General features: G+C 66.6%; 13 protein-coding genes. 7 read left to right on the top strand and 6 right to left on the bottom strand.

Annotated elements, in window-relative coordinates; genetic code table 11:
- Window position 1 precedes the first annotated feature (1 nt).
- The 4 genes from ROA7023_RS04505 to ROA7023_RS04520 form a co-directional block, all read right to left on the bottom strand.
- Window positions 2–511 (bottom strand): hypothetical protein, encoded by a 510-nt coding sequence (locus ROA7023_RS04505; protein ID WP_085877825.1) that lies wholly within the window; start codon window positions 509–511, stop codon window positions 2–4.
- Window positions 489–1,742, bottom strand: coding sequence for a sarcosine oxidase subunit beta family protein (locus ROA7023_RS04510; protein ID WP_085877826.1), 1,254 nt, complete (start codon window positions 1,740–1,742; stop codon window positions 489–491). The genes ROA7023_RS04505 and ROA7023_RS04510 overlap by 23 nt, the downstream gene beginning before the upstream one ends.
- Before the next feature lie 78 nt (window positions 1,743–1,820).
- A complete protein-coding gene (locus tag ROA7023_RS04515; protein WP_085877827.1) occupies window positions 1,821–2,273 on the bottom strand; it encodes a CopD family protein in 453 nt (150 codons plus the stop codon).
- A 79-nt stretch (window positions 2,274–2,352) separates the two neighbouring features.
- Window positions 2,353–3,795 (bottom strand): Glu/Leu/Phe/Val family dehydrogenase, encoded by a 1,443-nt coding sequence (locus ROA7023_RS04520; RefSeq protein WP_085877828.1) that lies wholly within the window; start codon window positions 3,793–3,795, stop codon window positions 2,353–2,355.
- Between the two features lie 584 nt (window positions 3,796–4,379).
- Between ROA7023_RS04520 and ROA7023_RS04525 the strand changes: the two genes are divergently transcribed.
- From ROA7023_RS04525 to ROA7023_RS04535, 3 genes are all read left to right on the top strand, one after another.
- Entirely contained in the window at window positions 4,380–4,916 is a 537-nt protein-coding gene (locus ROA7023_RS04525) for a TadE/TadG family type IV pilus assembly protein (RefSeq protein ID WP_159458438.1), read from the top strand.
- A gap of 129 nt (window positions 4,917–5,045) precedes the next feature.
- Window positions 5,046–6,683: a TadE/TadG family type IV pilus assembly protein gene (locus ROA7023_RS04530; protein WP_159458439.1), complete on the top strand. Its 1,638-nt coding sequence runs from the start codon at window positions 5,046–5,048 to the stop codon at window positions 6,681–6,683.
- Between the two features lie 62 nt (window positions 6,684–6,745).
- Window positions 6,746–7,345 carry a TadE/TadG family type IV pilus assembly protein gene (locus tag ROA7023_RS04535; protein WP_085877831.1) on the top strand — a complete coding sequence of 200 codons (600 nt, stop codon included), beginning with the start codon at window positions 6,746–6,748 and terminating at the stop codon, window positions 7,343–7,345.
- 20 nt (window positions 7,346–7,365) lie between these two features.
- Here ROA7023_RS04535 and ROA7023_RS04540 read toward each other — a convergent pair whose 3' ends face one another.
- A complete protein-coding gene (locus tag ROA7023_RS04540) occupies window positions 7,366–7,854 on the bottom strand; it encodes a hypothetical protein (RefSeq protein ID WP_085877832.1) in 489 nt (162 codons plus the stop codon).
- 100 nt (window positions 7,855–7,954) lie between these two features.
- Between ROA7023_RS04540 and ROA7023_RS04545 the strand changes: the two genes are divergently transcribed.
- The 3 genes from ROA7023_RS04545 (at window position 7,955) to glpX (ending at window position 10,778) form a co-directional block, all read left to right on the top strand.
- On the top strand, window positions 7,955–8,260 hold the full coding sequence (locus ROA7023_RS04545) for a hypothetical protein (protein ID WP_085877833.1): 306 nt from the start codon (window positions 7,955–7,957) through the stop codon (window positions 8,258–8,260).
- Window positions 8,261–8,322: 62 nt separating this feature from the next.
- On the top strand, window positions 8,323–9,609 hold the full coding sequence (locus tag ROA7023_RS04550) for a homoserine dehydrogenase (RefSeq protein ID WP_085877834.1): 1,287 nt from the start codon (window positions 8,323–8,325) through the stop codon (window positions 9,607–9,609).
- Between the two features lie 200 nt (window positions 9,610–9,809).
- Window positions 9,810–10,778: a class II fructose-bisphosphatase gene (gene glpX, locus ROA7023_RS04555; protein ID WP_085877835.1), complete on the top strand. Its 969-nt coding sequence runs from the start codon at window positions 9,810–9,812 to the stop codon at window positions 10,776–10,778.
- Between the two features lie 33 nt (window positions 10,779–10,811).
- On the opposite strand, the gene ROA7023_RS04560 is transcribed toward glpX, so the two are convergent.
- Window positions 10,812–11,261, bottom strand: a complete 450-nt coding sequence (locus tag ROA7023_RS04560) for a nucleoside deaminase (RefSeq protein WP_085877836.1) — start codon at window positions 11,259–11,261, stop codon at window positions 10,812–10,814.
- 117 nt (window positions 11,262–11,378) lie between these two features.
- Here ROA7023_RS04560 and ROA7023_RS04565 point away from each other — a divergent pair, with 117 nt between their 5' ends.
- Window positions 11,379–12,236, top strand: a complete 858-nt coding sequence (locus ROA7023_RS04565; RefSeq protein ID WP_085877837.1) for a pseudouridine synthase — start codon at window positions 11,379–11,381, stop codon at window positions 12,234–12,236.
- The last annotated feature ends 30 nt before the right edge of the window (window positions 12,237–12,266 follow it).

Here is a 12,266-nt window from a genome sequence, read left to right on the forward strand (position 1 = left end):
GTTACTCCGTTTGCTCGTTGGACTCACAGATTTCGGGGGCGGCGCGGAACAGGCGATAGGTCGTGGCCTCGCCCGGGATCTCGGCCAGCGTCGTCGTGCCGCCGCAGCCGTCCGCCGGGCCGATGGTAAAGCCTGAGGTGTGGACCTGCAGGGATTCGTCGTCGAACCCGTCGATATGGATCACGCCGCCGTCGCAATCGACCGAGCAATACCAGCCGTCGTTGTCCTGAAAGCAGGTCGCGATCTGGGACAGCTCGCGGCCGCCGAAGCCGTCCTTGGCCGCATGGCCCTGGTTGGCCATCTGCGCGATCACCTCGGTGTAGAAATCGTCATGCGGTTCGTCGAAATAGAAGCCGACGGTGATGCCGGCGACCACCTGATCGGGATGGGCGGCCAGATGTTCGGCGCTGTAGGCGCGGGCATAGCAGCCCTCGGGCCGGTCCTGCGCCTGTGCCGCGCCGCCGGCCGCCAGCGCCAGCACCGCCAGGCTAGTGAAGATTGTGTTGCGCACCGGTTCCCTCCTCGTCCATGAGCCCGCGTCCCTTCGCGAAGCGATCCATCCGCAGCCGCGCGGCGCTGTCGTGGGGGCGATCCTGGGCGATCAGGTGGGCGAAGGCAAAGCCCGAGCCCGGCACCGCCTTGAACCCGCCATAGCACCAGCCGCAGTCGATATAGAGCCCCTCGACCGGCGTCTTGTCGATGATCGGAGAGCCGTCCGGCGTCATGTCCATGATCCCGCCCCAAGACCGCAGGACCCGCGCCTTGCCGATCATCGGCATCAGGGTCATCGCGGCCTCCATCACGTGTTCCTTCATCGGCAGGTTGCCGCGAGCCGCGTAGGAAGCGTAGAAATCCAGGTCGCCGCCGAACACCAGCCCGCCCTTGTCGGACTGGCTTATATAGAAGTGGCCCATGCCGAAACTGACCACGTGGTCGATGCAGGGCTTGAGCCCCTCGGTCACGAAAGCCTGGAGAACGTGGCTCTCGATCGGCAGGCGCATCCCGGCCATCGCCGCCACCTGGCCCGAGCGGCCGGCGACCACAATTCCAACCTTGGAGGCCTTTATGCCCCCCCGGGAGGTCTGCACACCTGTCACTTTTCCGCCTTCGATGTCGATTCCGGTGACTTCGCAATTCTGGATCAGATCGACCCCGCGCCGGTCCGCGCCGCGCGCATAGCCCCAGGCCACCGCGTCGTGCCGGGCGGTGCCGCCGCGCGGGTGCAGCAGGCCGCCATAGACCGGGAAGCGGACGTTGTCGAAATCGAGATAGGGTAGATGCGCGCGGACACCCTCGCGGTCCAGCAGCACCGCATCGTCGCCCTGGTTGGCCATCGCATTGCCCCGCCGGGCAAAGGCGTCCCGCTGCCCGTCGGAGTGGAACAGGTTGATCAGCCCCCGCTGCGAATGCATCACGTTGTAGTTCAGCTCCGTCTCCAGCCCTTCCCAGAGCTTGAGCGAATGAGAGTAGAACTCGGAATTGCCGGGCAGGAAGTAATTGGCCCGCACGATGGTCGTGTTCCGACCGACATTGCCGCCGCCGATATAGCCCTTCTCCACCACGGCGATGTTCTTCAAACCGTGCTCGCGGGCGAGGTAGTAGGCCGTCGCAAGGCCGTGGCCGCCGCCGCCGATGATGACGATGTCATAGGCGTCCCGCGGGGCGGGATCGCGCCAGACCGGCGCCCAGCCGGCGTTGCCGGTGAGCGCTTCGCGAATGATCCGCCAGCCGGAATAGGCCATGTCGTCCCCCTTGGTCGGGTTCAGACTAGCGAACGGCGAGGCAGGGGCAACGCCCTATCGCGGTCCGGACGGGCGGGATCACACCACCGCGAGCCCCATGAGCGCCATCAGGCCGATCAGAAGGGTCATCAATGCGCAATCGACCAGCCCGGCGCGGCGGGCAAGCGACGGGGCATCGGCGGAATACCGCGCTGGATCCTCCATCAGTGCCACAAGCGCCTTGCGGAACCGCGCACCGGTGGCCCCGAGCGCCCCCCAGAGCACCACGGACGCGATCACCGCCCAGCCATAGCCGGTGAGGAACAGGCTGTCGAAGCTGGTCAACGCCTGCGACGCCCGCCAGAGGCCGAAGACCATGGCGATCCCCGCCGACGCGGCCATCACCGGGCCGGTCATGGGGGCCATCAAGTGCCACAGGCGCCCGGCCTCGGCCGCGGGTTGCCGCGCCATGGCCGGGAAGACGAGCAGGGCAAAGACATAGGTGCCGCCGCCCCAGAGAACCCCTGCGAGGATATGCAGAAAATGAACCATCCGGCCTCCTCCGTTCCGCCTCCGTCCTTTGCAACAGTGCCGGGGCCGGACGAGAGCCGTCAACCCCGGCCCGCCCCCGTCACAGCCCCTTGGCGCGATAGCTGGAGGCCACCCGACCGATCGAAACGATATAGGCCGCGGTGCGCAGATCGTGGACGTCGTCGCGGGAATGCCAGACCTCGGACATCGACTGGTAGGCGCCGCGCATGGTGTCGTCGAGGCCGGAGCGCACCAGCTCCAGCTCGCCCGCGCCGCGCAGATACCTGTCCTTGAACGACGGGCTGAGCGTCCAGCCCAGGTTCTGGTCCGCCGAGAGCTTTTCCAGCTCGCGGACGATCAGCTCATGGCGCGATTCCTCCTGCCGGCGCTGCATCCGGCCGAACCGGATGTGGCTGAGGTTCTTGACCCATTCGAAATAGGACACCGTGACGCCGCCGGCATTGGCATACATGTCGGGGATGATGACCGTGCCGCGGGCCCGCAGGATCTCGTCCGCGCCGGCCGTCACCGGTCCGTTGGCCGCCTCGATGATCAGCGGCGCCTGGATGCGGGCGGCGTTCTCCTTGTGGATCACGCCCTCCAGGGCGGCCGGAATGAGGATCTCGCACTCCGCCTCCAGAATGGCCGCGCCGTCCTCGTGATGGACCGCGAGCGGATAATTCGCGACGCCGCCGTGCTTGCCGATCCACTCCTTGACCGCCTCGACGTCCAGCCCCTCTTCGGAAAACAGTGCGCCGTCCCGTTCGATGATGCCGATGACCCGGGCGCCATCCTCCTCGGACAGGAACTTCGCCGCGTGATAGCCTACGTTGCCCAGCCCCTGGACGACGACGCGCTTGCCTTCGAGCGTGCCGCTCAAGCCCGCCACGGCCACGTCCTTGGGATGGCGAAAGAACTCCTGAAGCGCGTATTGCACACCGCGGCCCGTCGCCTCGACCCGGCCCTGGATGCCGCCGGCATGGGGCGGCTTGCCGGTGACGCAGGCGTTGGAGTTGATGTCGGTCGTGTTCATCCGCCGGTACTGGTCGGCGATCCAGGCCATCTCGCGCTCTCCGGTGCCCATATCGGGGGCCGGCACGTTCTGCGCGGGGTGGATCAGGTCGCGCTTGGCCAGCTCGTAGGCGAAACGGCGGGTGATCTGCTCCAGCTCGTGCTCTTCCCACTCGCGCGGGTCGATGCAGAGCCCGCCCTTGGAGCCGCCGAAGGGCGTCTCGACCAGGGCGCATTTGTAGGTCATCAGCGCGGCCAGCGCCTCGACCTCGTCCTGGTTCACCGACATGGCGTAGCGGATGCCGCCCTTGACCGGCTCCATATGTTCCGAATGGACAGAGCGGTAGCCCGTGAAGGTGTGGATCGCGCCGCGCAGACGGACGCCGAACCGGACCGTGTAGGTGGCGTTGCAGACCCGGATCTTTTGCTCGAGGCCAGGGGACAGGTCCATCAGCGCGACGGCGCGGTTGAACATGATATCGACACTCTCACGGAAGGACGGCTCTCCGGCGGGGCGATGGGGTTGGGACATGGGTCACCTTTTGTTTTGGTCGCGCGATTCGGTCTGTGCACAGGCCCACTTAACCACGATTCGCACAAGAATTGCGCGCAGTGATCCCCGGCCGCCCCACACGAGCTGGCGCTGCCACGTTGCCATTGTGGTTACAATGCAGCGCCCTGCGCCGGACCGTTCATCGAATCCCGCGCATTTGCAGTAAATCGTCGGGAGAACGGTCAAAACGCTGCCCCATTCGTCTGGCTATATGACGGAGAGGGAGTCCGGGGTCCGGACTCTGCGGCCGTCCTGTCTGCGGGGCCGGCCGGCATCCAGCAACGAGGGACCAAGATGGGACCGCTGCCAGCGAAACGGCTCCTGCGCCTCGCGCCCCATTCGGGGCGCCGCCGCGCTGCGCCGCATCAGACCTCGGGCGAGGATGTGGCGGACACCGGCGGCACGCCCCGTTCCGCCAGGGCACGGGTCGACGATGCCAGCGGGCTGTCGATGCAGGACCGCGCTTCCGCGTCTGCCCGTGTCGACCGGCCCCCCGGGACCGAAGGGTCGGAGACCTTTCCGCACACCGCGCGCCAGGCACCCCAAGCGAGGTTTATCCAATGATGTTCCTGCGTCTCATCGCCCGCCTGCGACGGTTCCGCCGACGCGAGGACGGCAATCCGACTGTCGAATTCGTGCTGATCTTTCCGATCTTCATGGTGCTGATGGTCTCGGCGTTCGAATCCGGCCTGTTGATGGTGCGGCAGATGATGCTGGAGCGCGGGCTGGACCTGTCCGTGCGGGCCGTGCGGCTGGGCACCGGCGACATGATCGAGAACGACGAACTGCGCCGCATGATCTGCAACACCACCGGCATCATCCCGGATTGCATGAGCCAGGTGAAGGTCGAGATGATCCGCCTTGACCCGCGTGCCTTCGACCGGCCCGACCCCGCACCCGATTGTGTCAACCGGGACGAGGCGGCGCAGGTCAACCGCACCTTCCAGAACGGGCAGAACCACGAATTGATGGTGCTCCGGGTCTGTGCGCTGTTCGACCCGATCTTTCCGAACTTCGGCCTCGGCGTCCGGCTGAAGGAACAGCGGGGCGACCACTACGCGCTGGTCTCGACCTCGGTCTTCGTGATGGAGCCGGGCTAGGCCCGCGGGGAAAGGTGTCGATATGACAATAACTCAGGAAGCACATGTTCTGGACACAGTCCTGCCCAATCCACCGATTAACGTAGTCCAATGAAATCCATCCCTGGTAAAGACCGGAAAGATTCCGCGATGTCAGTCCAAGTTCTAGCAAGTCGATGGGTCCGCAGGTTCCGCGACAGCGAATCCGGCGGGATCATCATCTTTTCGCTGTATATCTTCCTCGTGATGATCGCGATGGTCGGCATGGCGGTCGACCTGATGCGGTTCGAAACCCAGCGGTCGATGCTGCAGAACGCGATTGACCGGGCCTCGGTCGCTGCGGCGGACCTCGACCAGCTGATGGACCCCGAGGAGGTCGTGCGCGACTACCTGACCAAGGCCGGCCAGATCCAGTACCTGGAATCCATCGAGGTCGACGAAGGGCTGAACTACCGCACCGTGACCGTCAACGCGAAGGTCGGGATGACCTCGCCGTTCTTCAACATCCTGGCCACCTACGGCATGGTGCAGCCGGCCAGCGCCACCGCGACGGAGCGGGTCGACGACCTCGAAGTCTCGATGGTTCTCGACATCTCCGGCTCCATGGGCGGCTCCAAGATCCGGGAATTGCGCACCGCCGCGACCAATTTCGTCTCGACCCTGATGAGCCGGACGGAATTCGGCGACATCACGATCAGCATCATTCCCTATGCCACGCAGGTCTCGCTGCCGCCGGAACTGGCCGACGCCTACAACTTCGACCGGTTCCACGACTTCTCGAGCTGCGTCAACTTCGAAGACGCGGATTTCGACACAACCGGCATCGACCCGGACCAGGACGTCCTGGCCCAGACCCAGCATTTCGATCCGTTCTACTACTGGGGCACCGTGGACAACAGCAACGAGCGGGCCTTCGTCTGCAACGAGAACACCTATGCCGAGGTGCTGCCCTTCGCCCACAACCTGGCGACGATCACCAACGCGATCAACGCGCTTCAGGCCGGCGGCAACACCTCGATCGACGTCGGCGTCAAATGGGGCGCGGCGCTGCTTGACCCCAGCGCCAACGACGTCGTGCTGGAGCTGATCCAGCAGGGGATGGTGGACGGGGCCTTCGCGGCGCGGCCCGCGACTTTCGAGGACGAAGAGGCGATCAAGGTCCTCGTCGTGATGACGGACGGCGTGAACACCACGCAGTACCGGCTGAACGACTCCCTGCGCGACGGGTGGTCCAACGTCTACGAGGAAGACAACGGAGAGCTCTGGGTCCACGACTACGAGCACCGCTACGACGGCGACGATAACGATTATTCCACCTACGAGCGCTGGTTCAACTCTCGTCGAGAGCGCAACGGCTGGGGCAATTTCTGGCGCAACACCTGGCATTTCAGCGACAGCGGAAACCTGGGCTACGACGACATCCCCCGTGAGCTCACGCGCCTGACCTGGGCCGAGGTCTTCGACAAGGTCTCGCTGCTCTACAACGCCTGGTATCACAACTATGCGCGGGAATGGCGATCCAACGATTTTTACACCTATGCCTACTGGGCGATGAACAACATCGGCCCCGCGACCAAGGACGCCCGGCTCGACCGGATCTGCACGGCCGCCAAGGAGCAGAACATCGTGATCTACACGGTCGGCTTCGAGGTCACGAACTACTCGGCCACGGTGATGGAAAGCTGCGCGTCGTCGCCCTCGCATTTCTTCCGGGTGGCCGGAGAGGAACTGACCACCGCCTTCACGACCATCGCCCGCAACATCACCGATCTGAGGCTGACCAACTGATGCCTCCCCGAACCTCTGTCAGCGATTGATCCGCAACCCAACGGTCCACCAGGAATAGCAACGTGATTCTGCGCAAACTCCTTTCAAGGCTGTCGCGTCTGAGGTCCGATGAACGGGGCAGCATCGCCGTGGAGGCGGTGCTGGTCTTTCCGCTGCTGACCTGGTGCTATCTCGCGAGTTTCGTCTTTTTCGACGCCTTCAAGGCGCAATCGACCAACGACAAGGCCGCCTTCGCGGTCGCGGACATCCTCAGCCGCGAGACGGCGATGATCAACGACGACTACCTGGCATCGCTGCGCGACGTTCATGCGCTGATGACCTTTTCGCGCAAGCCGAACCGTCTGCGCTTCAGCGTGATCGAATGGGACGAGGACGACAATCGGCATCACGTCATATGGTCCGAGATCGTCGGCGCCGCGGGCAAGACCCCGCTGGAAGAGGTCGACGTGGAGCCCGAAAGCGCGGTCGCGGCCAAGATGCCGGCGATGTCCGACGGCGAAAAGCTGATCGTGGTCGAAACCTGGCTGGCCTATGAGCCCGCGTTCAACATCGGGCTCGATGCCTTCGTGTTCGACGGCTTCACCGTGATCCGCCCGCGCTATGCCCCGCAATTGTGCTTTGACAACGACAACTCCGGCGACATCAACACCGCCCTCTGCTGACCGCGCCGAGGGGCGAGGGGTCAGCCAGCGTCGCGGCGGGCCAGGACCATCGCCAGCCGGTCTGCCATGGCCTTGCCCTGGCTTCCCGCCGTAACCCCGCCGATGCCGACCCGGCGCCCCATCCGCCACCACATGCCCGGCACCCAGGCCCGGGGTGCGCGGTGCTTCAGCACCACCAGGAAGCCGTGCGAGGGCTTGAAGGCGAAGGTCCCCCGCTCGACCCGCTCGATCTCGTCCAGCGCGGCCAGCACCCGGCCCGAGCCGTCGACCAGCCCCGCGGTCGTCAGCAGGATGGCCCCTTGCGTCGCGCGGCGCAGCGCCTCTCCCTGGAACAGGGCCGCGAACGCAAGCACCAGCAAGCCCAGGCGCGCACCCATGGACAGCGGCGGACCAAGCGCCAGCCACGCGACCATCCCGCCGAGGCCATAGAACACGCCCACCGCGAAAAGCCGCCGCATCGGCGAGGCGTCGAGGCGCAGATAGACGCCGTTTTCGTCCGGTTCCAACATGGCGGCTGTCTAGCGCGGGCCATGGTCCTGCGCCACAGGCTTTCTCCTGTCGCCGCGCCGGACTATCATGGCGCCGCAAACCCCGTTTCGGACATGTCCCATGCGCCGCGCCCTGCCCTGTCTGATCCTGCTGTGTTGCGCCCTTCAGGCGGGCTGTGCGCGATTTCCGGCGCTCGACAGCCGCCTGACGGAGGCTGACCGCAACGCCCCCTACCCCGCCCTTGTTCCGATCGGCCCGATCCTTGAGCAGGCCGCCGAGGCAAGCGGCGAGGCCGACCCGGCCGCAGGGCTCGATGCCCGGGCGGCGGCGCTTCGGAACCGTGCGGCCGGCCTGCGCAGCCCGGTGGTGCCCGACGAAACCCGCCGGCGGATGGGGCGCGGCATCGACACCACCGCGTTGCGGTAGCCACGGTTTCCGGCTAAGGCGCTGCCACCCGGTCTTTTCCGTCGATCCGAAGGAGCCACCCCATGTCCGACCCATTGCGCCTAGGCATCGCCGGTCTTGGCACTGTCGGCGTCGGCGTGCTCAAGATATTGCGCGACCAGGCCGACCTGATCGCGGCCCGCGCCGGCCGGCCGCTGGTCGCCACCGCCGTCTCGGCCCGCAGCCGGGACAAGGACCGCGGCGTCGACATCTCGGGCCTCGCCTGGGAAGACGACCCGGTGACCCTGGCGACCCGCGACGACGTGGATGTCTTCGTCGAGCTGATGGGCGGCTCCGACGGCCCGGCCAAGGCCGCGACCGAAGCCGCCATCGCCGCGGGCAAGGACGTGGTCACGGCCAACAAGGCGATGCTGGCCCACCACGGCCAGGCGCTCGCCGAAGCGGCGGAGGCCGCAGGCCATGTGATTCGGTTCGAGGCCGCCGTCGCCGGCGGCATTCCCGTCATCAAGGCCCTGACCGAAGGCCTGTCGGCCAATCGCGTCCTGCGGGTGATGGGCGTCATGAACGGCACCTGCAACTACATCCTGACGCGGATGCAATCCTCGGGCCTGCCCTACCAGACGGTTTTCGAGGAAGCCGACAAGCTGGGCTTTCTCGAGGCGGACCCGGAGCTTGACGTGGGCGGCATCGACGCCGGGCACAAGTTGTCGCTGCTGGCGTCCATCGCCTTCGGCACCAGGGTGGATTTCGCGGCCGTTCAGCTTGAAGGCATCGGCAACATCACGATCGAGGACATCGAACAGGCCGCCGACATGGGCTATCGGATCAAGCTGCTGGGCGTCGCGCAGATGACCGGCCGCGGGCTGGAACAGCGGATGCAGCCCTGCCTGGTGCCCGATTCCTCGCCCCTGGGCCAGCTCGAGGGCGGCACCAACATGGTCGTGCTCGAAGGGGACGCGGTCGGCCAGATCGTCCTGCGCGGGGCCGGTGCGGGCGAAGGCCCGACGGCCAGCGCCGTGATGGCCGACGTGATCGACATCGCCCGCGGGATCCGTCTGTCGACCTTCGGCCAGCCTGCGGCCGGGCTGCTGGCCGCGCGCGGTGCCAGCTCCGCCGTGCCCGCGCCCTATTACCTGCGCATGGCCCTGATGGACAAACCCGGCGCCCTGGCCAAGATCGCAACCGTGCTGGGCGACAACGGCATCTCGATCGACCGGATGCGCCAATACGGCCATACGGACACGGCGGCGCCGGTCCTGATCGTGACGCACAAGACGACCCGCGCGGCGCTGGATGCCGCGATCTCGGGGATGGACGTCACCGGCGTCGTCGCCGGGCGCCCGGTGGCGCTTCGGATCGAACAGGTCTGAGGGCGGCGCTCCGGGCGGGCCATGGTCCGGGCGGACGGCGGAGTTGCGGGACGGGGCGCCTTGTCCGCGCAAGCGCGGCGCCCCGCACCATCAACGCACAAAACATGACCACAGTTTGGCGGCGTTAGCGCACCCAGTCTTGCCCCTGTCATGCCCCACCGACATAGTTTGCGGCGAATGACATGAAGGAAGGACGCCAGATGACCCCGAAACCGCCCGAGTTCCACGATCGAATGCTGTCCCTCGGGCTGGCCCGCGTGTCGGAAGCCGCCGCAATCGCCTGTGCCTACCTGATCGGACGCGGTGACGAGAAGGCGGCCGACCAGGCGGCGGTCGACGCCATGCGGCGCGGCCTCAACCAGCTGGAGATCCAGGGCACGGTCGTCATCGGCGAAGGCGAACGCGACGAGGCGCCGATGCTCTATATCGGGGAAGAGGTCGGGTCGGGCACGGGGCCGAAAGTCGATATCGCGCTCGATCCTCTGGAGGGCACGACGCTGACGGCCAAGGACATGCCGAACGCTCTGGCGGTCATCGCCATGGGCCCGCGCGGCACGATGCTGCACGCGCCGGATGTGTACATGGACAAGCTTGCGATCGGGCCCGGCTTCAAGCCCGGGGTGGTCACGATCTCCATGTCGCCGTCCGAACGGGTGTCGGCGCTGGCGTCGGCCAAAGGGTGCTCGACCTCCGACATCACGGTGTGCGTGCTCGAGCGGCCGCGGCACGAGGAGATGATCAACGAGATCCGCGGCACAGGGGCGGCGATCCGCCTGATCACCGACGGCGACGTGGCCGGGGTGATGCATTGCGCCGAGCCCGATGTGACCGGCATCGACATGTACATGGGCTCGGGCGGGGCCCCGGAAGGGGTGTTGGCAGCGGCGGCGTTGAAGTGCATGGGCGGGCAGATCTACGGCAAGCTCCTGTTCCGCAACGATGATGAGCGGGGCCGAGCGCGGAAGGCCGGGATCACCAATTTCGACCGGGTCTACACCCGGGACGACATGGTGACCGGCGACGTGATCTTTGCCGCCACCGGCGTCACCGACGGCTCCCTGCTGCCGGGGATCAAGCGGGAGCCGGGCTATATCACCGCGGAAACCATCCTGATGCGATCCAAGACCGGCTCCGTCCGCCGGATGATCTACCGCAACCCGATGAGCTGAGCGCAACCAGATTATTCGCGAATAATCTGGGGCCTAGCGGAGATCGGCGAAAAAATCCTTCAGCAGGCGGGAGGCTTCGTCGGCCCCGATCCCGTCGTAGACTTCGGGGACGTGGTGGCTCTGGGACTGAGAATAGATCCGGGGGCCCTGTGCCACGCCCCCGGATTTCGGGTCCGCAGCCCCGTAGTAGAGGCGGCGGATCCGGGCGAAGCCGATGGCCGCCGCGCACATCGGACAGGGTTCCAGCGTGACATAGAGGTCGTGATCCGGCAGCCGATCGGACCCCGCCTTGCGGCAGGCCTCCCGCAGGGCCAGGATCTCTGCATGGGCGGTCGGGTCCGCCAATTCGCGGGTTCGGTTGCCGTCGCAGGCAACGATCCGGCCAGAGGGATCGACAATGAGCGCGCCCACGGGCACTTCGCCGCGGAGCCCCGCCGCGCGGGCCTCGTCGAGGGCGCTGGTCATGAAACTGCGAAACACCATGGGGTTTCATGTCCAAGGGCGGCGCAGAGTGCAAGCCGGGGCTGCCTCCGGCGGGGATATTGGCAGGCAATGAAGGGCACGGATTGTCTTTGTGCATGGGGCAGGGCAAGGAAGGGTATGGCAGAGACACCCTCAGGCGACAGGATCGCGAAAGTTCTGGCCCGGCGCGGCGTGGCCTCGCGGCGTGAAGTGGAGCGCATGATCGAGGCCGGGCGTGTCAGCGTCAACGGCAAGCTGATCGAAAGCCCGGCCCTGAACGTCACCGATCGCGACAGGATTCTGGTCGACGGCAAGCCTGTCCCGGCCCCCGAGCCGCCGCGACTTTGGCTCTATCACAAGCCCGCGGGCCTGGTGACGAGCGAGCGCGACGAGAAAGGGCGACCGACCGTCTTTGGAGCGCTACCGGAGGAGATGCCGCGGGTCGTGTCGGTGGGACGGCTGGACCTGACCTCGGAAGGGTTGCTGTTGCTGACCAACGACGGCGAGATCAAGCGGCAGCTCGAGCTGCCGGCGACGGGCTGGCTGCGGCGCTACCGCGTCCGCAGCCACGGCCGCCCGGACGAGGCGGCGCTCGACCGTCTGCGCAAGGGGATCGAGGTCGAGGGCACGCGCTATCAGCCGATGACCGTGACGCTCGACCGTCAGCAGGGAGCGAATGTCTGGATGACGGTCGCCCTGCGGGAGGGCAAGAATCGCGAGATCCGTCGCGCGATGGAGGCGATCGGCATTCCGGTGAATCGGCTCATCCGCATCTCCTACGGGCCGTTCCAGCTAGGCACGCTGAAACCCGGCGAGGTCGAGGAACTGCGACCGCGGGTGGTGCGCGACCAGCTTGGCCTTGCCGAGACACCTGGCGCGGGCCAGGGGTCGGGACAGGGCCCGAAAGCCGACGGCAAGGGCCGTGGTGGCGCAAGACCCGGCGGCGGGCCCTCGGCCAGGGCCAAACCGAAGGTCACGCGCAAAAGGCGGCTTTGAGCCTTGCCCTGCTCGGCGGCACTATGCATC

Origin of the sequence: Roseisalinus antarcticus, assembly GCF_900172355.1 — a bacterium.
In the GTDB taxonomy this organism is placed as follows: Bacteria; Pseudomonadota; Alphaproteobacteria; order Rhodobacterales; family Rhodobacteraceae; genus Oceanicola; species Oceanicola antarcticus_A.

What these genes read in the sequence shown, in the direction of transcription:
- ROA7023_RS04510 (WP_085877826.1), bottom strand. Translation starts at nt 1,742, where the DNA reads ATGGCCTATTCCGGCTGGCGGATCATTCGCGAAGCGCTCACCGGCAAC.
- ROA7023_RS04515 (WP_085877827.1), bottom strand. Translation starts at nt 2,273, where the DNA reads ATGGTTCATTTTCTGCATATCCTCGCAGGGGTTCTCTGGGGCGGCGGC.
- ROA7023_RS04520 (WP_085877828.1), bottom strand. Translation starts at nt 3,795, where the DNA reads ATGTCCCAACCCCATCGCCCCGCCGGAGAGCCGTCCTTCCGTGAGAGT.
- ROA7023_RS04525 (WP_159458438.1), top strand. Translation starts at nt 4,380, where the DNA reads ATGTTCCTGCGTCTCATCGCCCGCCTGCGACGGTTCCGCCGACGCGAG.
- ROA7023_RS04530 (WP_159458439.1), top strand. Translation starts at nt 5,046, where the DNA reads ATGTCAGTCCAAGTTCTAGCAAGTCGATGGGTCCGCAGGTTCCGCGAC.
- ROA7023_RS04540 (WP_085877832.1), bottom strand. Translation starts at nt 7,854, where the DNA reads ATGTTGGAACCGGACGAAAACGGCGTCTATCTGCGCCTCGACGCCTCG.
- ROA7023_RS04545 (WP_085877833.1), top strand. Translation starts at nt 7,955, where the DNA reads ATGCGCCGCGCCCTGCCCTGTCTGATCCTGCTGTGTTGCGCCCTTCAG.
- ROA7023_RS04550 (WP_085877834.1), top strand. Translation starts at nt 8,323, where the DNA reads ATGTCCGACCCATTGCGCCTAGGCATCGCCGGTCTTGGCACTGTCGGC.
- glpX (WP_085877835.1), top strand. Translation starts at nt 9,810, where the DNA reads ATGACCCCGAAACCGCCCGAGTTCCACGATCGAATGCTGTCCCTCGGG.
- ROA7023_RS04560 (WP_085877836.1), bottom strand. Translation starts at nt 11,261, where the DNA reads ATGGTGTTTCGCAGTTTCATGACCAGCGCCCTCGACGAGGCCCGCGCG.
- ROA7023_RS04565 (WP_085877837.1), top strand. Translation starts at nt 11,379, where the DNA reads ATGGCAGAGACACCCTCAGGCGACAGGATCGCGAAAGTTCTGGCCCGG.